Below are 19,948 nucleotides of genomic sequence, written 5' to 3' on the forward strand. Positions count from 1 at the left end.
AATTTAAATCTATAGATTGTAGAATCTGTAGATATGGACGCTCACTTAGTGAGTTGACCACTGCGGAGTGGTAGTTCAGTTGGTTAGAATACCGGCCTGTCACGCCGGGGGTCGCGGGTTCGAGTCCCGTCCACTCCGCCACTTATTTTAGAGAACCTCGCTTTGCGAGGTTTTTCTGAATCTGAAGTATGAGAAAAATCGCTACTTCAGCGAAGATTTTAGGGGTGTAGCTCCAATTGGCAGAGCAGCGGATTCCAAATCCGCGTGTTGGGAGTTCGAATCTCTCCACCCCTGCCATGATTAAGGCTCTAACAGTAATGTTGGGGCCTTTTTTACGTCTGGATTTTATGCGAATGGAAAGCGCAGCGGATTCCCCCCACATAAGAGCGTACGTGTTGGGAGTTCGAATCTCTCCACCCCTGCCATGATTAAGGCTCTAACAGCGATGTTGGGGCCTTTTTTACGTCTGGATTTTATGGGAATGGAAAGTATAGCGGATGCCACAATAGAAATATGGTTCGCTCGAATTGCTTTTGCTTTTGATGTTCAGTATTTCCCAGAATCCCAGAATCCCAGAATCCCAGAATCCCAGAATCCCAGAATCCCAGAACCTTGCTCGGTTTAGCTTGTTGTGTAGTTTGCTACGGCCACATGCCATAGTGCTTTTATTAAAGGATTGCTGAGTTGAGATCGTTTACAGCAAACGCCTAGTTTGAATGGTTTGACAGGTTCAACGTCAAGCTTTTGAATGCGATCTTTTACGGGGCTGTTGTTAATGACTACATCTGGTGCGATACCGATACCACACCCTAGAGCTACCATACTCACAATCGCCTCATGCCCTGAAACTTGAGCGTAGATATTTGGCTTTATTTTACTGCGCTTAAACCAAGTATTGCATCTGTCTCTTGCGGTTCCTTCTGAAGGAATAATAAAGGGTACTTTATTCCAATCAATGGGTTCGGTAAGCATGCTTTCTATATTTGCGACGCCTTTAGGCGCAATCACCGATAAAGAGATCTCGCTAATATTCTCAAACGCAACTCTTGACGGTAATTGATCGCTTTCAGCAGAAATGGCAATGTCGGCTTTATCATTGAGAACTCGGTCGATGGCTTGAGCAGGATCGCCTGTACTGAGCTTATATTCTATTAATGGGTGGAGCAGACGAAATTCTGAAAGTAAGCGAGGCAGGTGACTGTAGCTTGCTGTAACTGAGCAAAATAGACGGATCTCGCCTTTTAATACATCTTGTTGATCAGAGAAATTGTGAGTAAATGTTTGCCATTGATTCACTATGCTATGGGCGGTAGGTAAAAGCTCTTTTCCTGCTGTTGTTAGATCAACACTTCGATTATCTCTAATGAAAAGCACCTGCCCGACTTCTTGTTCTAAACGCTTTATTTGCCTACTAAGAGCGGAAGGACTCATGTGCATCGCTGATGCAGTCTTGTTGAAGCTCTTACTTTCGGAAAGATGTAAAAATATCTGTAGGCTTTTTATGTTCATTTGAGTAATCTTCTTGTTGCACAATTTGCAATGATTAGTTGTGAATATATCACTTTAAGCAACTTTCAACCTGATTTAGTATGAAATCAATCGGCAAATAAAGCCGAACTATGGACAGAATTTTTAAGGAGAGCCCTCATGGCTAACTATTTCAACACGCTAAACCTACGTGAGCAATTGGACCAACTGGGTCGTTGCCGTTTTATGGACCGTTCTGAATTTGCTACAGAAGCTGATTACCTAAAAGGTAAGAAAGTGGTTATCGTAGGTTGTGGTGCTCAAGGTTTGAACCAAGGTTTGAACATGCGCGATTCTGGCTTGAATGTATCTTATGCATTACGCCAAGCGGCTATTGATGAGCAACGTCAATCTTTCAAAAATGCGAAAGAAAATGGCTTTGAAGTAGGTAGTTACGAGACGTTAATTCCTGAAGCAGATCTAGTTGTTAACCTGACTCCAGATAAGCAGCACAGCAACGTAGTTGAAACAGTAATGCCATTAATGAAGCAAGGCGCAGCTCTTGGTTACTCTCATGGTTTCAACGTTGTTGAAGAAGGCATGCAGATTCGTGAAGACCTTACTGTTGTGATGGTAGCGCCTAAGTGTCCGGGTACTGAAGTACGTGAAGAATACAAACGTGGCTTTGGCGTTCCAACACTAATCGCAGTTCACCCAGAAAATGACCCTAAAGGTGAAGGTTGGGATATCGCTAAAGCTTGGGCGGCTGGTACTGGCGGTCATCGCGCAGGTTGTCTAGAGTCTTCTTTTGTTGCTGAAGTTAAATCTGACCTTATGGGTGAGCAAACTATCCTTTGTGGTATGTTGCAAGCCGGTTCTATCGTATGTTACGAGAAGATGATTGCTGATGGCATCGATGCAACTTACGCAGGTAAACTTCTTCAATACGGTTGGGAAACAATTACTGAAGCATTGAAGTTTGGTGGCATCACTCACATGATGGATCGTCTATCAAACCCAGCTAAGATTCGTGCTTTTGACCTTTCTGAAGAGCTAAAAGACCTAATGCGTCCGCTATACAACAAGCACATGGATGACATCATCCAAGGTGAGTTCTCTAGCACTATGATGGCTGACTGGGCTAACGATGATGTGAACCTATTCAAATGGCGTGAAGAAACGGGTCAAACTGAGTTTGAAAACTACCCTGATTCTGATCTTGAAATTACTGAGCAAGAATACTTCGACAATGGCATTCTAATGATTGCTATGGTTCGTGCGGGTGTTGAACTGGCATTTGAAGCAATGACTGCATCAGGCATCATTGATGAGTCTGCATACTACGAATCTCTACATGAGCTTCCGTTGATTGCTAATACTGTTGCACGTAAGCGTCTATACGAAATGAATGTTGTTATCTCTGATACAGCAGAATACGGTAACTATCTGTTTGCTAACGTAGCAACGCCACTTCTACGTGAAAAATTCATGCCTTCAGTTGCAACTGACGTAATTGGTAAAGGCTTGAATGAAGAGTCTAACTACGTTGATAACCAACGTTTGATTGAAGTGAACGAAGCAATTCGTAATCACCCAGTTGAGTACGTAGGTGAAGAACTTCGTGGCTACATGACTGACATGAAGCGTATCGCAGTAGGCGGTTAATCACCGAATTTTAAGTGTTACTTTAAATTCAGTAGCACTTTTAAAAGAATATATTAAAAACAAAAAGGCTTGGTATGCATATACCAAGCCTTTTTATTTGATGTTTTCTCTGTGTATAGAAAAGGTGTTTAAGCGTCTTTGTTAGCTAGCTTCTCTTCTAGATCTGCCATTTTCTTTTCCATCTCATTTAGCTTTTGACGTGTACGCAGTAGCACTTGAGTCTGCACTTCAAATTCTTCACGGCTAATCACATCTAATTTATTCAATTGAGATTGAATCACCTGACGTACTTTTTGATCGACATCTGTGCCTAAGTTTTTGACTGGCTGAGGCATTGATTCATGAATTTGCTTTGCAATTTGTTCTAATTTCTTTGGGTCAAACATGTGGGTACTTCTCCATAATTTTTATTGTATTCTAAGCAATTCACTGCGCTTTGTCGCAAGCAAAATCAGCGCAGACATTCATTTTTACTATAAAAAAAGGGCTCATTGCTGAGCCCTATATTCGTTAAACAATTAACATCAGTTTGAACTGCTGTTTTCGGTCTCATCAAACACAGGCAGAGGTTTATGCACTGAAGCGATGAAGCTGTAAATGACAGGCAATACGAACAAGGTAAATATCGTACCAATTGATAGGCCTGCAACAATAACAATACCGATACTAAAGCGCTGAGCCGCACCTGCGCCGCTGGCATACATTAGAGGTATCAAACCTGCAATCATTGCCGCGGTGGTCATTAGGATAGGTCTTAGACGCACTTTAGCCGCCGCCATGACGGCATCAATACGGTTACGCTGATGATACAACTGCTCTTCTTTTGCGACCTCACAGATTAATATTCCGTGCTTGGTGATTAAGCCGACCAAGGTAATCAACCCAACTTGCGAGTAGATGTTCATGGTCGCCAGTCCCCACGCTAGAGCGACTAGAGCGCCACTGATTGCAAGTGGTACTGATACCATGATAACCAGTGGATCACGTAGGGATTCAAACTGGATAGCGAGTACTAGGAAAATAATCGCGATCGCTAGCGCGAAGGTGGTGTAAAGAGCACTGCCTTCGGTAACAAATTGACGGGCTTCACCCATGTAATCGTGATTGTAACCGCTTGGCAGTTTTTCTACTGCTGTAGATTCAAACCAAGCAATAGCATCACCCATGGTGACTCCAGGAGCCGGTACCGCGCCAATTGTGGCTGAATTCAATTGGTTAAAGTGAGGCAACGTACGAGGTTGAGGAACAACATCAATGCTGACCAAGCTACCAAGTGGAATTGACTCTCCATTAGAGGAACGAACATAATAATTATTCATTGATTCAGGGTTTAAGCGGTATTTACGCTCTACCTGTGGAATCACTTCATATGAACGTCCATAAAGGTCAATTCGGTTGACGTAACCATCGGACATCATAGTACTTAGAGTGATACCGATGTCTTGCATGGTAACGCCATACGCACCGGCTTTGTCTTTATCTATCGTAATTTTCATGGTGGCTGAATCGTAATTCAAATCCAAATTAGAATAGACAAATTGCGGGTTGGCTGTGACTTCAGCTAATGCATTCGTCGCAATTTGAAATAGACTCTCAAAGCTACTTGGTGTGGTAATAACAAACTGCAATGGAAGGCCAGAACCTGCACCTGGTAACTCCGGCATTTGGAAGGCGGTAATTGCCATGCCAGGAATGTTTGAAACCAAACCTGATACTCTATTGGTTACTTCAGATTGACTAGCTTCACGTTGGCTCCAAGGTTTTAATGATGCGATACCAAATGCTTGGTTAGAGCTTGGTACACCAGTAAAGATCTGCGCGTACGCAACCTCTGGTTGCTCATTAAGAGCCTTGTTAACTTCGTTCATACTGTTTTGCAGATAATCAAGGTTAGCGTTAGATGGGCCTGTACCCAGCATCATTACTACCCCTTTATCTTCCGAAGGAGCAAGTTCACTTGGGATAAACTTAAATAGCAATGGAAGGCTGCCAAATACAATCAAAGCAAACACAACCACAACCGATCTATGCTGCATGACAGATTTTAATGCAGAAGCATAGGCTTCACTTAGCGAGTCGAGTTTTTTATGTACAAACTGCTCAAAGCGATTCGGAGTTTCGTTTTGCTTGAGTATGGTCGAACACATCATTGGGCTGAGTGTCAGAGCGATAATACCGGAAACAAATACTGCACCTGCAAGGGTGAGGGCAAATTCTTTAAACAGTGAACCTGTAATGCCTCCCATCAAAGCAATAGGAGCGTATACTGCGCCTAGTGTTAACGTCATAGCAATAACGGGAACAGCAATTTCTCGCGTACCAATAATCGCAGCTCTAAACGGCGTTTCCCCTAGCTTAATATGCCGGTCCACATTTTCTAGTACTACGATGGCATCATCGACCACTAGACCGATGGCTAATACCATTGCCAGCAAGGTCATTAAGTTCCAGGAAAAACCAAGAACCTGCATGAACATCGCAACACCAATCAAAGACAGAGGAATGGTGACGATAGGAATCAGTACCGCGCGATAAGACCCCAAAAATAGAGTAATAACGATAAGTACGATTAATGCCGCTTCAATAATGGTTTTTGCTACTTCATAGATAGACTCATTGATTGCAACTGTTGAGTCATACATCACTTCCATTTTAATGTTACTTGGAAGGTTTTTCTTAAGTTGTGGTAATAGCTTCAGTACATCTTGTGCGATATTAATTGGGTTAGCACTAGGCGCACCATTTACCGCTACAACAACGGCTTCTTGACCGTTAGCGCTTGCTCTATAAACATCATGACTCTTTTCACGAGTCACTTTGGCAATATCACTTAGGCGAACAACTTGGCCTTTGTCTTGTTTCACGACTAGATTTTTTAGCTCTTGAACACTGGCAACTTGAGTATTAGCACTGCCGTTATATAAAACGAAAGTACCGGTTGCTTGTCCGGTCGCGGATTGGAAGTTATTAGCGTTTAACACACCCATGACATCGGTGGCAGTTAGCTGTAATCCTGCCATTTTTTCAGGATCTAGCCATACACGTAGGGCGTATTTCACACCACCGTATAGGTCAATTTTAGATACGCCATTAACCGTAAATAGCTGTGGATTGATCACCCGCTCAAGGTAATCGGTTATTTGACTAGAAGCCAGCTCATCACTGGTAAAGCCAATGTACATAACCGCCGTTGTTGAGCCCGTTGACATTGTTACTGTCGGGTCTTCGGACTCTTTTGGCAGTTGAGATCGTACGGCATTCGTTTTTGCCAATATATCGGCTAATGCAGCGTTAGGATCGGTATTGAGCTTCATGGTGACAGAAATGGTTGAACCACCAAGAACTGACTGAGATGTCATAAAGTCAATATTGTCAGCTTGCGCAATCGCCTGCTCTAGGGGCTGAGTGATAAACCCCTGAATTAAGTCAGCACTCGCACCGTAATAACTGGTTGATACTGTGACAACGGTATTGGTCATCTCAGGGTATTCACGCACCTGCATCTTAAAGATGGCTTGCAATCCAAGTAGCGCTATTAAAAAGCTAATTGAAAGTGCAAGTACGGGACGCTTAATAAAAATGTCTGTAAATCGCATTGTCTATCCCTTACAGCATTGGAATTTCAGAAGGAGGTGTAGTGGCATCACTTTCTACAATCTTCACTTTAGAATCATTGCTCAATCGGATTTGACCGGACGTTATAACGATATCGCCAGGTTTAACACCATCTAGAATACGGATTTTATCTAAGCTTCTTTCGCCAACCTTAATGACTCGTTGCGCGACTCGTTGAGTTTTCTCATCGAGTACAAATACACTGTCACCGTATAAGGTATAAGTGATCGCAATTTGTGGTAATACAACCTGGTTGGTCAGAGTAGGTAGCACTATTTTAGCTCGAGCAAACATACCAGAACGCAACTTACCTTGCGCGTTAGGAATATCAGCTTGTACTTGCAACAAGCCACTTTGATAGTTAATTGCAGGTTCTATGGCTGAAATGGTCGCGTTGAAGTGAACACCAGGGTAAGAATCCACGGCTACGTGAACTGATTGACCGATGTTAATGCGAGAAATATCCGTTTGTGACACAGTGAAACGCATACGCATAACACTAATATCTTCAAGCCTTGCAATGCGACTACCTGCCTGCATATATTCACCAAGATTTACTCCGCGAATACCTACGACACCGGTGAACGGCGCATTGACATCACGGCGATCAATGGTTGCTTTTAGGCCAATAATGTCAGCTTTCAAAGACAGATAAGAAGCTTCAGCTTCGTCAAAACCTTCTTTAGAGATAGCGCCTTTTTTGTATAAACCTTTGTAACGTTTATATTTTGCTTCTGCAGCTGGATAGCGAGCTTGAGCACTTTGTAGGTTGGCTTTTTCAACATCGGAATCCAGTTGTACTAATGAGTCACCTTTCGAAACTTGTTGACCCGATACAAAATTAATTTTGGTCACAATACCACTAGCTTCAGCTGTTAGAGTCACCCCTTGCAGTGGCTCGATAAAACCAATTGCATCAATACTCGGTGTCCACTCTTCTGCCGCCGTTTTCATGGTGGTTACTGGATATTCTGGCTCTGGACGATTGGCTAGGTATTCCGCGATCTTCTGTTGTTTGAACATGTTAAAGCCAATCACACTACCGAATAGAGCGATAGCAATAATAAGCATGATTAGTATCCACTTTTTCATGGAACTGTTCTCCAGTTATTTAAATGTAATAGCGTCCCAGCTTGCTTGGATTGCTAGTTGATAGGTTGCATTGTCGATAGGCTCTAGTTTTTGGAAATGTTTGCGTGTAAGAACCACACAGCTTTCCAAGCTAAGGCTATATAAGACAGAATCGGGTAAATTCTTAATTTCGCCAGATTGCTTGCCTTCGTCATAAAGGCTAACAAGCTGATTAAATAATTTTTTTTCTAAATTACGGACTTCAATACTGAGTGGTGTAGGTAAAGATTCGTATTGAATTTGAGTTTTTAGTAACCCCAAATGGGAATCCCCAATACTCCATACGTTGTGACACATCGTATTGTACCTCTCATAAAGAGATTGCTCAGATGACACTCCTTTTTGAATAATGTCCGAAAATAGTTTTGCCAGCCACAGCCTGACCTCTGCAATTACTCTATCCTTATCTTTGAAATAAAGATAAACAGTGCCGGTAGCAACGTTGGCTTCTTTGGCTAATTTTTGTATTGAAAGACCATTAAAGCCGTCTCGACCTAATATGGTCACAGCAGCCTCTAAGATATCTTGGCGTTTGTTTTTAGATGCCATGTAGTAATAATTTCACCCAAATGAATGAACGTTCATTCATTTTATGTAAGTAATCGATAAATGCAACTGTTTGTAAGCATAGGTAAGCTTGGTGAAAAGGAAAATTCAATTGGAAATAAAGAGGGTCGGCAGTATGATTGTAGCCCTTTTTATATCTCGGTAGTGTTATGAGACTGAATCCACAACAGGATCAAGCGGTAAAGCTTGTGTCTGGGCCATGCCTTGTATTGGCTGGTGCTGGCTCGGGTAAGACCCGTGTGATTACGAATAAAATAGCGTATTTAGTGCAGCAGTGCGGCTACAAAGCTCGTAATATTGCGGCGGTGACCTTTACCAATAAAGCTGCGCGAGAAATGAAAGAGAGGGTTGCACAAACTCTCGGTAAAAATGAATCTAAAGGCTTAATGGTTTCTACCTTCCATACATTAGGCCTCAATATTATTCGTCGTGAATACAAAGCGCTAGGTCTTAAAGCTGGTTTTTCCCTGTTTGATGACCAAGACCAACTATCAATGCTAAAAGAGCTGACAGAAGATCTTTTAGAAGGGGATAAAGACCTGCTGCGCCAGCTAGTTAGTACGATTTCTAACTGGAAAAACGATATGTTAACGCCAGCTCAAGCTAGAGCTTCTGCACAAGGTGAGTTACATACATTGTTTGCTGATTGCTTTGAAATGTATCAGCGTCAGATGGTGGCGTATAACGCGTTAGATTTTGATGACTTAATACTGATGCCCGTATTACTGCTTAAGCAGAATGAAGAAGTGCGAGAGCGCTGGCGTGCTCGTATTCGTTATTTACTTGTCGATGAATATCAAGATACCAATACTAGCCAATATGAATTGGTTAAATTGCTGGTGGGTGAGCGTGGTCGCTTAACGGTTGTTGGCGATGATGATCAGTCTATTTATTCTTGGCGTGGCGCGAAACCACAGAACTTGGTGTTGTTAGGTGAGGATTATCCAAACCTTAAACTGGTTAAACTTGAGCAAAACTACCGTTCAACCAGTCGTATCTTACGTTCTGCCAATATTTTGATTGCTAATAATCCTCACGTGTATGAAAAGAGACTTTTTTCAGAGATCCCTGATGGCGAAAAGCTCAAAGTATTAATGGCGAAGAATGAAGATCATGAAGCCGAACGTATCACTGGTGAGATCATTGCACATAAGTTTGTAAACCGAACTCATTATAAAGATTACGCCATTCTTTATCGTGGTAATCATCAATCGCGCTTGATTGAAAAGTCGCTAATGCAAAACCGAATCCCTTATCGTATTTCTGGTGGCACATCATTCTTTTCAAGAGCTGAGATTAAAGACGTAATGGCCTATCTGCGAGTTCTGGTGAATCCTGATGATGATAATGCCTTTTTACGTATCGTGAACACACCTCGTAGAGAGATAGGCCCAGTAACATTAGAGAAGCTCGGGAGCTATGCCAATATGCGTGGCAAGAGCTTGTTTGAGGCATCGTTTGAGATGGGACTAGAGCAAACACTATCAGGTAAAGGATTAGAAAGCCTAAGACGCTTTACCGAGTGGCTAGTTCGCGTGGGTGACAATGCAGAGCGTGGCAATACCGTAGATGCTGTGCGTAGCCTAGTTCGTGACATTCATTATGAAGATTGGCTGTACGAAACATCAGCGAGCCCAAAAGCGGCTGAAATGAGAATGAAGAACGTTTCGGAGCTTTATAATTGGATAGTGGCTGATCTTGAAGGTGATAACTATGACAAGGAAGAGAAAACTTTAAAAGAAGTCGTACAGCGTTTAACACTACGCGACATGATGGAGCGCGGTGAGGATGATGCAGAGGCTGACCAAGTTCAATTGATGACATTGCACGCATCAAAGGGATTAGAGTTTCCGTATGTTTATCTCATGGGAGCAGAAGAGGGGATCTTACCTCATCAAACTAGCATCGATGAAGATAACGTAGAAGAAGAGCGACGCTTAATGTACGTGGGTATTACTCGTGCTCAAAAAGAGCTGAACTTTACGGTATGCAAAGAGCGACGTCAGTATGGTGAATTAATTAAGCCGACACAAAGCCGTTTCTTAGATGAACTGCCGTTTGATGATCTTGAATGGGAAGTGAAGAAAAAAGAACAAACTAAAGAAGAGCGGATGGAGAAGGGCCAAGCCCATATCGCCAACCTTAGGGCAATGTTCAAAAAATAAAAGAAAGATGGCTTTGGCCATCTTTCTTCATTTATGACGGTCAGTATTAAAGATCTGAAATCATATGGTCGATAGCAGCAATGATTTCATCATCACTACAATCCATACATGCACCACGAGCAGGCATAGCGTTAAAGCCATTGATTGCATGACTTACAAGCGTGTCTTTACCTTGTGCTATACGGTCATTCCAGTCAGCCGCATTATTGGTGATTGGCGCACCGCCTACACCTGAGCTGTGACAAGCAGTACAAAACATGCCATATACTGCAGCGCCATCTCGAGGGCCAGTCGCGATAGCTTCTGGTTCAGGTGTCGCTCCTGCGACATAAACATTGCCTACCGGTTTAATGCGCTCTGCAATGGCATCATTATCGGTTTGAGTCGATGAGGCGAAGCTAGCACTAGAAAAAACAAGCGCGACTGTAAATAAAGTAATAAGTTTACGAGGCATATCCAATAATTCTCTTTTAATTCCTAGGTAAGCGCTAACCAGTTGAGTATTTGTATCTAGGTCGCACAAATGAAACAACTAACTGTTATGGTGTTGTAAATGCCAAGTGATTATATATCTTATGAATGTTGCATTAAACTATATCTTTTCTAGGGCGAGGCTTAAATCACATCTAGAAATAGAGAGTTAGTGTTCGTTTTCGTTGAAAAAAAGCGCAAACACAAAAAAAATCAAAAAAAGTACTAGACGGCAAACTGTGATATCCGTATTATTCCACTCCGCCGATAGGGCATGCGCCCGTAGCTCAGCTGGATAGAGCGTTGGCCTCCGGAGCCAAAGGTCGAAGGTTCGAATCCTTTCGGGCGTACCATCCGGAAGCTTGTTTTGAAACGGAATATTGGCAAAAAAATAGTGGTGGCTATAGCTCAGTTGGTAGAGCCCTGGATTGTGATTCCGGTGGTCGCGAGTTCGAATCTCGTTAGCCACCCCATTATTTAGGTAACTTCGGTTCCCTGTTTTGATTTTAATCGAAACGAAATTTGTCGGTGAATAGCGCAGCTTGGTAGCGCATCTGGTTTGGGACCAGAGGGTCGGGGGTTCGAATCCCTCTTCACCGACCACTACAATTAGTCATGGCAATAAACGCGGTGATTATAAAAAAATTGATGGTGGCTATAGCTCAGTTGGTAGAGCCCTGGATTGTGATTCCGGTGGTCGCGAGTTCGAATCTCGTTAGCCACCCCATCTTTTAGGTAACTTCGGTTTCCTGTTTTAGTTTAACTAAAACGAAACTTTGTCGGTGAATAGCGCAGCTTGGTAGCGCATCTGGTTTGGGACCAGAGGGTCGGGGGTTCGAATCCCTCTTCACCGACCACTATATAAAGCCCCACTCGAAAGAGTGGGGCTTTTTTACATTCTTAGGATTATAAAATACAAAAAAACGCACTCGAAAGTGCGTTTTTTGTGTTTTTACCCAGAACCTAATCCATCATATGTTTTCGGCGAATATCCAATAGAGCAAAGATGCCAAAGATTAATATGGACCATTTCTCCCAAGACGTTAGCTTCACTTTATCGCCAAAAGCACCTAAAAATATGGCAGATTGCAGACCGTGCATCATAAGTAAGAAAGCAGTCATTATGTAAAGTGCTATGGCTGCTTTTCCTGGAAATGGATGCACAATATTGAACAGCAGTACAAGCCATACGAATGCAATCGCAGCCTTTGCTAACATCAAAAGGTATTTCATTATTATTCTCTTATAAATAGTTGGAATCTAACCTGACCTGCCACTTTTTCTCGGTGTAACTGCCAGGTATCTGGCAAAGTTGGCATTTCCAATTCTTTCTCGGTTTCAATATAAATTAGTGCTTGAGGATTTAGCCAGCCGTTGTTTTCTAGTAGCTCAATACTTTCTGCTAATAAACCTTGTCTGAACGGGGGATCAATAAACACAATATCGTATGGCTTGGCTGGTTGTTTCAAGAAATTTAATGAATTTTGATTCAATACGTTGATGTTGGTCGCTTTAACCGCCTGTGCATTTTTTTGCAGTTGCTGAAAAGCGCTGCTATTGAGCTCTATCAAGGTTACTTCTTCTGCTTGTCTTGAGGCTGATTCAAAGCCTAATCCGCCTGAACCTGCAAAAAGATCAAGACAGCGTGCATTTGGAATGTCACTAGCAATCCAATTAAATAATGTCTCTTTCACTCTGTCTGTCGTTGGGCGTAAGCCTTCAGCATCATGAACAGGAAGCTTTCGGCCACGCCAAAGACCACTGATAATGCGAATTGACCCCGAACTCTTGTTATTTTTTGGTGAAGAGGAGTGTTGATGTTTTCTCATGCTATTTCTGGCCATGGAATAAGTGGTATCATACTCTATTGATTATTTTAAAATTGTACTCGTAAATACGAGATTAATCATCGCTAATTGAACGTACATTGCTGACTGGCAGTGTATATACGCACGAATCATTGAGTAATTGGGAAAGTCTCCGATGACGGATAAGAAAAAACGCGGCTTATTGTCTTGGCTTGGGTTTGGTGAAGAAGACCAAGCACAATCAGAGCAGAAAGGAACGGACGCTAATGACCAGCAAGCTGAAACTGAAGTTGTTGAACAACCAGTAGAGCTAGCACAAGAGTCTGATAGCCAAGTTGAAGAACAACAAACGGTAGAGATTGCTGCTGAAACTGAGTTAGTAGAACAAGACAGCATTGAAGTTGAAACTACCCCTGAACCTGAAGAGCCAGTTGAAGACGTTATTCAGCCAGAAGTACAAGAGAAGCCAACAGAAAGCTTTTTTGTTCGCCTAAAGCGCAGTCTTGCTCGAACTAAGGCTAATATTGGTGCAGGTTTCTTTGGCTTGTTCAAAGGTAAGCAAATAGATGATGATTTATTTGAAGAGCTAGAAGAGCAGTTGCTTATTGCTGATGTCGGCATGGAAACAACCATGAAGATCATTGATAGCCTGACAGAGAAGGCATCTAAGCAGCAACTTAAAGATGGTGAAGCGCTATACGATCTGCTTAAACAAGAGCTGGCTGATATTTTAGCTAAAGTAGAACAGCCTCTAGAGGTTGATGAGCAAAAAACACCTTATGTTATTTTAATGGTTGGTGTGAACGGTGTTGGTAAGACGACCACTATTGGTAAGCTTGCTAAGCAGTTCCAAGGACAAGGTAAAAAAGTCATGCTTGCCGCTGGTGATACCTTCCGCGCGGCGGCTGTTGAACAGTTGCAAGTATGGGGACAGCGTAATGACGTGCCTGTTATCGCCCAGCATACTGGCGCAGACAGTGCATCAGTAATTTATGATGCAATCGAAGCGGCAAAAGCTCGTGGTTATGATGTGGTGATTGCAGATACAGCCGGTCGCTTACAAAATAAAAGTAATCTTATGGAAGAGCTGCGTAAGATTGTTCGCGTAATGAAGAAAATTGATGACAGTGCACCCCATGAGATCATGCTGACTCTTGATGCAGGTACAGGTCAAAATGCGATGAGCCAAGCTAAATTATTTAGTGAAGTAGCCCCTGTAACTGGGATTACACTGACTAAACTAGACGGTACAGCAAAAGGTGGCGTTATCTTTGCCATTGCAGATAAATTTACTATCCCTATACGCTTTATTGGTGTTGGGGAGGGCATTGATGATTTACGTCCGTTTGAAACTAAGGACTTCATTGATGCATTATTTAGCAGAGAAGACTAACCGCTTAGAGCAAGGATGATTTCGTGATTAATTTTCAACAGGTTAGTAAGGTCTACCGTGGTGGGCATCAAGCATTACAGAAAGTAGACTTTCATTTAAGAAAGGGAGAACTTGCTTTTCTTGGTGGTCATTCTGGCGCAGGTAAAAGTACGTTACTTAAGCTTATTTGTGCGATGGAGCGACCAACTGACGGCAAAATTGCCTTTAATGGACACGATATCACTCGCATTGGTGATAAAGACATTCCTCTGTTACGACGAAATATCGGGATTGTTTTTCAAGAACACCGTTTATTAATGGATAGAACAGTATATGACAACGTTGCGTTACCAATGCGTATCGAGTCAATTGCTGAAAATGAAATCAAGCGCCGAGTGAGCGCCGCTCTTGATAAAACAGGCTTGCTTGAGAAAGCACGTTGTTTACCTACTCAGTTATCCGGTGGTGAGCAGCAACGAGTTGGTATCGCCCGTGCGGTTGTTAACAGACCGACTCTATTATTAGCCGATGAACCAACGGGTAACTTAGATCCTGAGCTCTCTAATCGTATTTTTAGATTATTTGAAGAGTTTAATCGTGCCGGTGTTTCCATTTTAATTGCGACTCATGATGTGGCAATGATGGAATCAAGAAAGCAATATCGTCGATTTGAGTTGAATCAAGGGTTTTTAAGTGAGGCGGCAGGTTATGGCCAATAAGAGTTCAGTACAAAAAATCGGTTATTTCCGCTCTCATTACATTGTGGCAAAAGAGTCTTTACGAGAGATAGCACAGCGCCCTTTAGGTAATTTATTTACTTTAGCTGTGATTGCTATCGTATTGGCTCTACCTTCTAGTTTGTATGTTGTAGCTAAGAATATTCTTAATGCTGCAGAGCAAGTTAGTCAACCTGCGGCGGTAAGTGCTTACTTACAAGAAGGGACACCAGAAGCGAGAATCATGCTGATTAAGGATCAGCTTGAAGGGGATGAATCGGTTGCTAAAGTTGAGTATATTTCCTCGCAGCAAGGTTTAGATGATTTAAGCTCTCATGCAGGATTTAACGATGCGATTAGCTTGTTGCATGACTACGCTTTGCCGGCGTTATTAGTGATCCATCCTGCGCAAGCATCAAATACCACTCAGCAGCATATTCTCGATTTAGCTAAGTCTATTGATGTGTTTTCTGATGTCCGAGTTGATCAAGATTGGCTACAACGATTTGACGCAGTTAAGACACTGAGTAGTTCTTTAGCGATTGCTCTTGCTTGCATGATGCTGGTGGCTGTCATATTAATTATTGGCAACACAATGCGCTTTAATGTATTGGCAAGAAAGGAAGAAATTCAGGTAATGAAGTTCCTTGGCGCAACCAATAGCTTTATTCTCCGTCCTTATCTTTATACTGGGATGTGGTTTGGTTTAATCGGTGCGTTACTGGCTTGGATTATTACACTGGCTTTATCGTTATTTTTAGACAGTACAGTTCAATCAGTTGCCGTGCTTTACGATAGTAGCTTTACCTTACGTGCTTTAGGTTTGGACGAATCAGTCATTCTTTTGTTGGTCGGTAGCTTCTTAGGCTTATTTGCTGCACAAGCTTCTGCTCGCCGTCATCTATCTGAAATTGAACCTGTGTAGAATCTACTGGTCATAATAAAGGGCAGGGGATTACTTAGTGTATATCTCAACTCTTTGACTAGAGCTTGCTCTAGAGTGATTTTTATGCATAATGTCCAGTCCACTATTCTTTTAGCAGTGTCTAATTTAATAGTGTTAAGTAGTAAAGTTCAATGAATGAGGATTTGAATGGCTAGTAAAGCGTTTTCAATGGCACTAGTATCTCAAGATAGTTTAGATAGCTACATCCGCTCAGCAAACGGTTACCCTATGTTAACTGCTGAGAGGGAAAAAGATCTTGCCGAGCGTTTACATTACAACGGTGAAATTGAGGCAGCAAAAGAGCTGATCTTATCTCACTTACGTTTTGTAGTGCATGTTGCCCGTGGTTATTCTGGTTATGGTCTTCCTTTAGCTGATTTAGTTCAGGAAGGTAATATCGGACTAATGAAGGCAGTAAAACGATTTAACCCTGAAGTTGGGGTTCGCTTAGTTTCATTTGCTGTTCATTGGATTAAAGCTGAAATTCATGAGTATGTGCTACGTAACTGGCGCATAGTTAAGATCGCAACAACTAAAGCGCAACGTAAACTGTTTTTTAATCTGAGAAAGAATAAGAAACGCTTAGGTTGGTTTAATAATGGTGAAGTTGAGACCGTCGCGAGAGAATTAGGTGTGTCACCTTCTGAAGTTCGCGAAATGGAATCTCGTTTAGCCGCTCAAGATGCAACATTTGAGTTCTCAGCTGATGACGATGATAGTGCTAACTTTAATCCAGTCGCTCCAGCATTGTATCTTGAAGATAAAGACTCAGATATCGCTGACAATGTTGAAGCTGATAACTGGGAGCGTCATACCAATGCTCGTTTAGCAAATGCTTTATCGACATTAGACGAGCGTAGCCAACATATAGTTCGAGCTCGTTGGTTAGATGACCAAAAGCAGACATTGCAAGATTTAGCTGACACATACAGCGTTTCTGCAGAGCGCATTCGTCAATTAGAAAAAAATGCGATGAAGAAACTAAAACTTGCCGTTGGCGACTTATAGTCAGAAATAAAAATTCTTAAAGGCCAAGATCGTGAGATCTTGGCCTTTTTTATTAGGATCGGTTTTTACTTTGTAAAGAATGATTTTTCTGTGGATAACTCTGTGGGATAAATTTCAATAGCATGTCTTTAACTCAAGTAAAGCAAGGGTTATCATCGATATCCTCGGTGGGGATAGATAATTTTAAATCAACACATTATTAAGGATCAACACTAGATGTTGTGGATCATCTTTTGTAAAAACACTTTATCAACGTAATCCACAGCTTTACCCACAGCTGGTGGTAATTTGATCACTATTATCCAGTGCTAGGGGATAAAATTAGTAACAGGCTTTGGATAGGATTTTTGAGGGAGCATAAGAAATGGAAGAAATACAACGAGTCAGCGTCAGTCAAGCACACCAAATGCTGCAATCAGAACAAGCACGCTTAGTGGATATTCGCGATATTCAAGCATTTACTTTGGCGCACCCAGTTGATGCTTTTCACTTAACTAACCAGACCATTGCTGATTTCATGGATTCAGTGGAGTTTGAAGATCCTATCTTAGTGATCTGCTATCACGGTATTAGTAGTGTGGGCGCAGCAGAGTACTTAGCCAATCAAGGGTTTGAGCAAGTATTTAGCATTGATGGTGGCTTTGAGGCTTGGCAACGACAACAGCTGCCAATAGAGGTTTATGAATGATTCGTTTAATACAACTCAATAACCCTCGTATTGCTCAAGCATTTATCGATTATATGGCTTCTAAAAAAGTCACCGTCTCGCAGATGCCGGAGGGTGATGGGCAGTTCGTATTGTGGTTACATGATGAAGAGCACCTCGATATTGTTCAGCAAGAGTTAGAATTATTCCTAAACGATCCTAACCATAATAAATACCAAGCTGCTTCTTGGGATATGGCAGAAACTCGCACTCAGAAGTTCTCCTATTCAACGCCAAGCTTTATGCAAATGATAAAAGCAAAAGCGGGTCCAATGACATTGCTCATTATGCTGATCTGTATTGTCATTTATGTATTGCGAATTATAGGCATGCAGCAGCAAGTCTTTTCGTGGCTTCACTTTCCAGCAATTGCCGAGCAGCAATGGCAGGTATGGCGCTATGTATCGCATGCCTTACTGCATTTTTCTATTCTTCATATTACCTTTAACCTTCTTTGGTGGTGGCAACTTGGAGGTGATATCGAGCAGAAATTAGGACGAGGTCGTTTAACGAAGATCTTCTTATTTTCGGCCTTATTATCAGGCTGCGCTCAATATTGGATAGAAGGGGCAAACTTTGGTGGATTAAGTGGTGTTGTGTATGCCTTGGTTGGGTATATTTGGGTAGTATCAGTTCGTACTCCACAAGTTGGACTGGATATCCCTAGGCCAATACTTGGCTTTATGCTTGTTTGGTTAGTATTAGGTTTTGTTCAGCCATTTATGGCCATTGCTAATACGGCGCATCTAGTTGGCTTGCTTGCGGGTTGCTTACTGGGTTGGTTAGACAGTATAAACCGAACGCAGAACACTTAATTGGCGATCATCATTACCTTATTAGGACTTCGATTGGTACAATTAGCCGGATACTTAAAGAAACCACCATTGCTTGATAAAGAGTTACGAAGTTAGTATGACAAGCCCTATTAGAGTATTTCAGCAGGCTTTGCATGATATTGATTGGCAAAGCCCTGATGATTTTCAATTTCCAGATACACACGCTAAACATTGGTTATTAGAGGAAGCGTCTCTTTCTCGCCGACTGTCCTTATCTTGCTCTGAGTTGAGTGTAGAGCTGTTCACCAGTAATAAAGTTGAATCTGAGTTACTTTCTGCAAAAGAACTCGATGTTCTAGACAAAGAGAGATGCCTTTTACGAGAAGTCATTCTTAGAGGGGACCGCCAAGACTGGGTCTATGGCCGAACTTTAATCCCTGAAAGCTCACTGTTATCTCACTCTCATGACTTTGAAAGCCAAGGTGAGTTGCCTTTAGGTGTGACGGTATTTAATTCAGAAAGTGCTTATCGTGATGCGCTGCAGGTTGGAAGCATAAGAGTTGATGGCCAGTGGCTATTAGCAAGGCGCTCTCGACTATGGATGAACAGCACACCGATGCTAGTTGCTGAATTATTTTTGCCAGAATCTCCCGTGTATTTAAAAAGGAGCACCTTTGATGGTCTCTAGAATGAAAGCCTACTATCTATTGATGAGAATGGATCGGCCTATAGGTAGTCTATTGCTTTTATGGCCAACCTTATGGGCGCTGGTTATGGCTTCGGAAGGCAAACCTCAATGGTCAGTTCTTATTGTTTTTTGCTTAGGTGTATTTCTAATGCGCTCCGCAGGGTGCGTCATTAATGACTTTGCTGACCGAGATCTTGATGGACATGTGGAGCGAACTCAATTTCGTCCGATACCTAGCGGGCTAGTTTCGGCCAAAGAAGCATTAGGTTTATTTGGTGTTTTGAGCCTAGTGTCATTTTTGCTTGTTTTGACGATGAACACTTTGACCATCCAGCTTTCTTTTATCGGGGTAGCTCTAGCGGCTCTCTATCCATTCATGAAGCGTTTTACTCATTTACCACAACTGGTTTTAGGGATGGCTTTTAGTTGGGCAATTCCTATGGCGTGGGCTGCTGAGTCTGGGCATATTGCGCCATTGGCTTGGTTATTATTTATTATTAACCTTTTATGGACTGTTGCCTACGATACTCAATATGCCATGGTTGATAGAGAAGATGACCTTAAGATTGGCATCAAATCTACGGCAATTTTGTTTGGCCGTTTTGATAAGTTAATTATTGGAATCTTGCAATCAACGACCATCATCTTGCTATTAATTGTCGGGACGAAAGCCGGTTTGGGTGAAGCCTTCTATTGGGGCGTTTTAGTCGCAGGAGCGTTGTTTGTTTACCAACAGTGGCTCATTAAAACCAGAGAGCGAGCGCAATGCTTTCAAGCTTTCCTTAATAATAATTATGTAGGAATCGCCATTACTCTCGGTCTCTTCATAACCTATCTATAAAAAAAT

At 42.1% G+C, this 19,948-nt stretch carries 18 protein-coding genes and 7 tRNA genes; 17 read left to right on the forward strand and 8 right to left on the reverse strand.

The window, feature by feature from the left end; all coding sequences use genetic code 11:
* Window positions 1–64: 64 nt before the first annotated feature.
* Together A9260_RS09750 and A9260_RS09755 are read left to right on the forward strand one after the other, a co-directional pair.
* A tRNA-Asp gene (locus tag A9260_RS09750) sits at window positions 65–141 on the forward strand.
* Between the two features lie 79 nt (window positions 142–220).
* Window positions 221–297: transfer RNA gene (locus tag A9260_RS09755), tRNA-Trp, on the forward strand.
* A 324-nt stretch (window positions 298–621) separates the two neighbouring features.
* Here the strand turns inward: A9260_RS09755 and ilvY are convergent.
* Window positions 622–1,509, reverse strand: coding sequence for an HTH-type transcriptional activator IlvY (gene ilvY / locus A9260_RS09765; protein ID WP_068698510.1), 888 nt, complete (start codon window positions 1,507–1,509; stop codon window positions 622–624).
* A 138-nt stretch (window positions 1,510–1,647) separates the two neighbouring features.
* Between ilvY and ilvC the strand changes: the two genes are divergently transcribed.
* Window positions 1,648–3,132 (forward strand): ketol-acid reductoisomerase, encoded by a 1,485-nt coding sequence (ilvC, locus tag A9260_RS09770; protein WP_068698512.1) that lies wholly within the window; start codon window positions 1,648–1,650, stop codon window positions 3,130–3,132.
* A gap of 128 nt (window positions 3,133–3,260) precedes the next feature.
* Here the strand turns inward: ilvC and ubiK are convergent, their stop codons facing one another.
* The 4 genes from ubiK to A9260_RS09790 all read right to left on the reverse strand — a co-directional run bounded on the left by ubiK (window position 3,261) and on the right by A9260_RS09790 (window position 8,427).
* The gene (gene ubiK / locus A9260_RS09775; RefSeq protein ID WP_068698514.1) at window positions 3,261–3,518 is read right to left on the reverse strand and encodes a ubiquinone biosynthesis accessory factor UbiK; all 258 of its coding nucleotides are present in this window, start codon (window positions 3,516–3,518) and stop codon (window positions 3,261–3,263) included.
* A gap of 138 nt (window positions 3,519–3,656) precedes the next feature.
* Window positions 3,657–6,728 (reverse strand): multidrug efflux RND transporter permease subunit, encoded by a 3,072-nt coding sequence (locus tag A9260_RS09780; RefSeq protein ID WP_068698516.1) that lies wholly within the window; start codon window positions 6,726–6,728, stop codon window positions 3,657–3,659.
* 10 nt (window positions 6,729–6,738) lie between these two features.
* The gene (locus A9260_RS09785) at window positions 6,739–7,839 is read right to left on the reverse strand and encodes an efflux RND transporter periplasmic adaptor subunit (RefSeq protein WP_068698518.1); all 1,101 of its coding nucleotides are present in this window, start codon (window positions 7,837–7,839) and stop codon (window positions 6,739–6,741) included.
* 15 nt (window positions 7,840–7,854) lie between these two features.
* The gene (locus A9260_RS09790) at window positions 7,855–8,427 is read right to left on the reverse strand and encodes a TetR/AcrR family transcriptional regulator (RefSeq protein WP_068698520.1); all 573 of its coding nucleotides are present in this window, start codon (window positions 8,425–8,427) and stop codon (window positions 7,855–7,857) included.
* A 167-nt stretch (window positions 8,428–8,594) separates the two neighbouring features.
* On the opposite strand from A9260_RS09790, the gene rep reads away from it, so the two are divergent.
* The gene (gene rep / locus A9260_RS09795; RefSeq protein ID WP_068698522.1) at window positions 8,595–10,610 is read left to right on the forward strand and encodes a DNA helicase Rep; all 2,016 of its coding nucleotides are present in this window, start codon (window positions 8,595–8,597) and stop codon (window positions 10,608–10,610) included.
* A 46-nt stretch (window positions 10,611–10,656) separates the two neighbouring features.
* Here the strand turns inward: rep and A9260_RS09800 are convergent, their stop codons facing one another.
* Window positions 10,657–11,070, reverse strand: coding sequence for a c-type cytochrome (locus A9260_RS09800; protein ID WP_068698524.1), 414 nt, complete (start codon window positions 11,068–11,070; stop codon window positions 10,657–10,659).
* A 287-nt stretch (window positions 11,071–11,357) separates the two neighbouring features.
* On the opposite strand from A9260_RS09800, the gene A9260_RS09805 reads away from it, so the two are divergent.
* The 5 genes from A9260_RS09805 to A9260_RS09825 all read left to right on the forward strand — a co-directional run bounded on the left by A9260_RS09805 (window position 11,358) and on the right by A9260_RS09825 (window position 11,938).
* Window positions 11,358–11,434, forward strand: a tRNA-Arg gene (locus tag A9260_RS09805).
* Between the two features lie 44 nt (window positions 11,435–11,478).
* Window positions 11,479–11,554: transfer RNA gene (locus A9260_RS09810), tRNA-His, on the forward strand.
* A gap of 53 nt (window positions 11,555–11,607) precedes the next feature.
* Window positions 11,608–11,684, forward strand: a tRNA-Pro gene (locus tag A9260_RS09815).
* 48 nt (window positions 11,685–11,732) lie between these two features.
* Window positions 11,733–11,808: transfer RNA gene (locus A9260_RS09820), tRNA-His, on the forward strand.
* A 53-nt stretch (window positions 11,809–11,861) separates the two neighbouring features.
* Window positions 11,862–11,938: transfer RNA gene (locus A9260_RS09825), tRNA-Pro, on the forward strand.
* Window positions 11,939–12,044: 106 nt separating this feature from the next.
* Here the strand turns inward: A9260_RS09825 and A9260_RS09830 are convergent.
* Both A9260_RS09830 and rsmD read right to left on the reverse strand, forming a co-directional pair.
* A complete protein-coding gene (locus A9260_RS09830; RefSeq protein ID WP_068698526.1) occupies window positions 12,045–12,314 on the reverse strand; it encodes a DUF1145 domain-containing protein in 270 nt (89 codons plus the stop codon).
* Window positions 12,315–12,316: 2 nt separating this feature from the next.
* The gene (gene rsmD, locus A9260_RS09835; protein WP_373604475.1) at window positions 12,317–12,910 is read right to left on the reverse strand and encodes a 16S rRNA (guanine(966)-N(2))-methyltransferase RsmD; all 594 of its coding nucleotides are present in this window, start codon (window positions 12,908–12,910) and stop codon (window positions 12,317–12,319) included.
* Window positions 12,911–13,064: 154 nt separating this feature from the next.
* Here rsmD and ftsY point away from each other — a divergent pair, with 154 nt between their 5' ends.
* From ftsY to ubiA, 8 genes are all read left to right on the forward strand, one after another.
* A complete protein-coding gene (gene ftsY, locus A9260_RS09840) occupies window positions 13,065–14,282 on the forward strand; it encodes a signal recognition particle-docking protein FtsY (protein WP_068698530.1) in 1,218 nt (405 codons plus the stop codon).
* 23 nt (window positions 14,283–14,305) lie between these two features.
* Complete coding sequence (ftsE, locus tag A9260_RS09845) at window positions 14,306–14,980, forward strand: cell division ATP-binding protein FtsE (RefSeq protein ID WP_068698532.1); 675 nt, start codon at window positions 14,306–14,308, stop codon at window positions 14,978–14,980.
* The gene (gene ftsX / locus A9260_RS09850) at window positions 14,970–15,902 is read left to right on the forward strand and encodes a permease-like cell division protein FtsX (RefSeq protein ID WP_068698535.1); all 933 of its coding nucleotides are present in this window, start codon (window positions 14,970–14,972) and stop codon (window positions 15,900–15,902) included. The genes ftsE and ftsX overlap by 11 nt, the downstream gene beginning before the upstream one ends.
* 168 nt (window positions 15,903–16,070) lie before the next feature.
* Window positions 16,071–16,931: an RNA polymerase sigma factor RpoH gene (gene rpoH / locus A9260_RS09855; RefSeq protein ID WP_068698537.1), complete on the forward strand. Its 861-nt coding sequence runs from the start codon at window positions 16,071–16,073 to the stop codon at window positions 16,929–16,931.
* Window positions 16,932–17,295: 364 nt separating this feature from the next.
* On the forward strand, window positions 17,296–17,619 hold the full coding sequence (glpE, locus tag A9260_RS09860; protein WP_068698539.1) for a thiosulfate sulfurtransferase GlpE: 324 nt from the start codon (window positions 17,296–17,298) through the stop codon (window positions 17,617–17,619).
* A complete protein-coding gene (gene glpG / locus A9260_RS09865; RefSeq protein ID WP_068698541.1) occupies window positions 17,616–18,452 on the forward strand; it encodes a rhomboid family intramembrane serine protease GlpG in 837 nt (278 codons plus the stop codon). Before glpE ends, glpG begins: the two co-directional genes overlap by 4 nt.
* 97 nt (window positions 18,453–18,549) lie before the next feature.
* On the forward strand, window positions 18,550–19,101 hold the full coding sequence (locus A9260_RS09870; RefSeq protein WP_068698543.1) for a chorismate lyase: 552 nt from the start codon (window positions 18,550–18,552) through the stop codon (window positions 19,099–19,101).
* Window positions 19,088–19,942 carry a 4-hydroxybenzoate octaprenyltransferase gene (gene ubiA, locus A9260_RS09875; RefSeq protein ID WP_197485278.1) on the forward strand — a complete coding sequence of 285 codons (855 nt, stop codon included), beginning with the start codon at window positions 19,088–19,090 and terminating at the stop codon, window positions 19,940–19,942. The genes A9260_RS09870 and ubiA overlap by 14 nt, the downstream gene beginning before the upstream one ends.
* Window positions 19,943–19,948: the final 6 nt, after the last annotated feature.

Origin of the sequence: Vibrio sp. UCD-FRSSP16_30 (assembly GCF_001676025.1) — a bacterium.
Lineage (GTDB): Bacteria > Pseudomonadota > Gammaproteobacteria > Enterobacterales > Vibrionaceae > Vibrio.

Bases quoted from the DNA above. Each gene is read 5' to 3' on its own strand.
- ilvY (WP_068698510.1), bottom strand. From the start codon at position 1,509: ATGAACATAAAAAGCCTACAGATATTTTTACATCTTTCCGAAAGTAAG.
- ilvC (WP_068698512.1), top strand. From the start codon at position 1,648: ATGGCTAACTATTTCAACACGCTAAACCTACGTGAGCAATTGGACCAA.
- ftsX (WP_068698535.1), top strand. From the start codon at position 14,970: ATGGCCAATAAGAGTTCAGTACAAAAAATCGGTTATTTCCGCTCTCAT.
- ubiK (WP_068698514.1), bottom strand. From the start codon at position 3,518: ATGTTTGACCCAAAGAAATTAGAACAAATTGCAAAGCAAATTCATGAA.
- rsmD (WP_373604475.1), bottom strand. From the start codon at position 12,910: ATGAGAAAACATCAACACTCCTCTTCACCAAAAAATAACAAGAGTTCG.
- ftsY (WP_068698530.1), top strand. From the start codon at position 13,065: ATGACGGATAAGAAAAAACGCGGCTTATTGTCTTGGCTTGGGTTTGGT.
- A9260_RS09785 (WP_068698518.1), bottom strand. From the start codon at position 7,839: ATGAAAAAGTGGATACTAATCATGCTTATTATTGCTATCGCTCTATTC.
- A9260_RS09780 (WP_068698516.1), bottom strand. From the start codon at position 6,728: ATGCGATTTACAGACATTTTTATTAAGCGTCCCGTACTTGCACTTTCA.
- glpE (WP_068698539.1), top strand. From the start codon at position 17,296: ATGGAAGAAATACAACGAGTCAGCGTCAGTCAAGCACACCAAATGCTG.
- A9260_RS09870 (WP_068698543.1), top strand. From the start codon at position 18,550: ATGACAAGCCCTATTAGAGTATTTCAGCAGGCTTTGCATGATATTGAT.
- A9260_RS09830 (WP_068698526.1), bottom strand. From the start codon at position 12,314: ATGAAATACCTTTTGATGTTAGCAAAGGCTGCGATTGCATTCGTATGG.
- rpoH (WP_068698537.1), top strand. From the start codon at position 16,071: ATGGCTAGTAAAGCGTTTTCAATGGCACTAGTATCTCAAGATAGTTTA.
- glpG (WP_068698541.1), top strand. From the start codon at position 17,616: ATGATTCGTTTAATACAACTCAATAACCCTCGTATTGCTCAAGCATTT.
- rep (WP_068698522.1), top strand. From the start codon at position 8,595: ATGAGACTGAATCCACAACAGGATCAAGCGGTAAAGCTTGTGTCTGGG.
- A9260_RS09790 (WP_068698520.1), bottom strand. From the start codon at position 8,427: ATGGCATCTAAAAACAAACGCCAAGATATCTTAGAGGCTGCTGTGACC.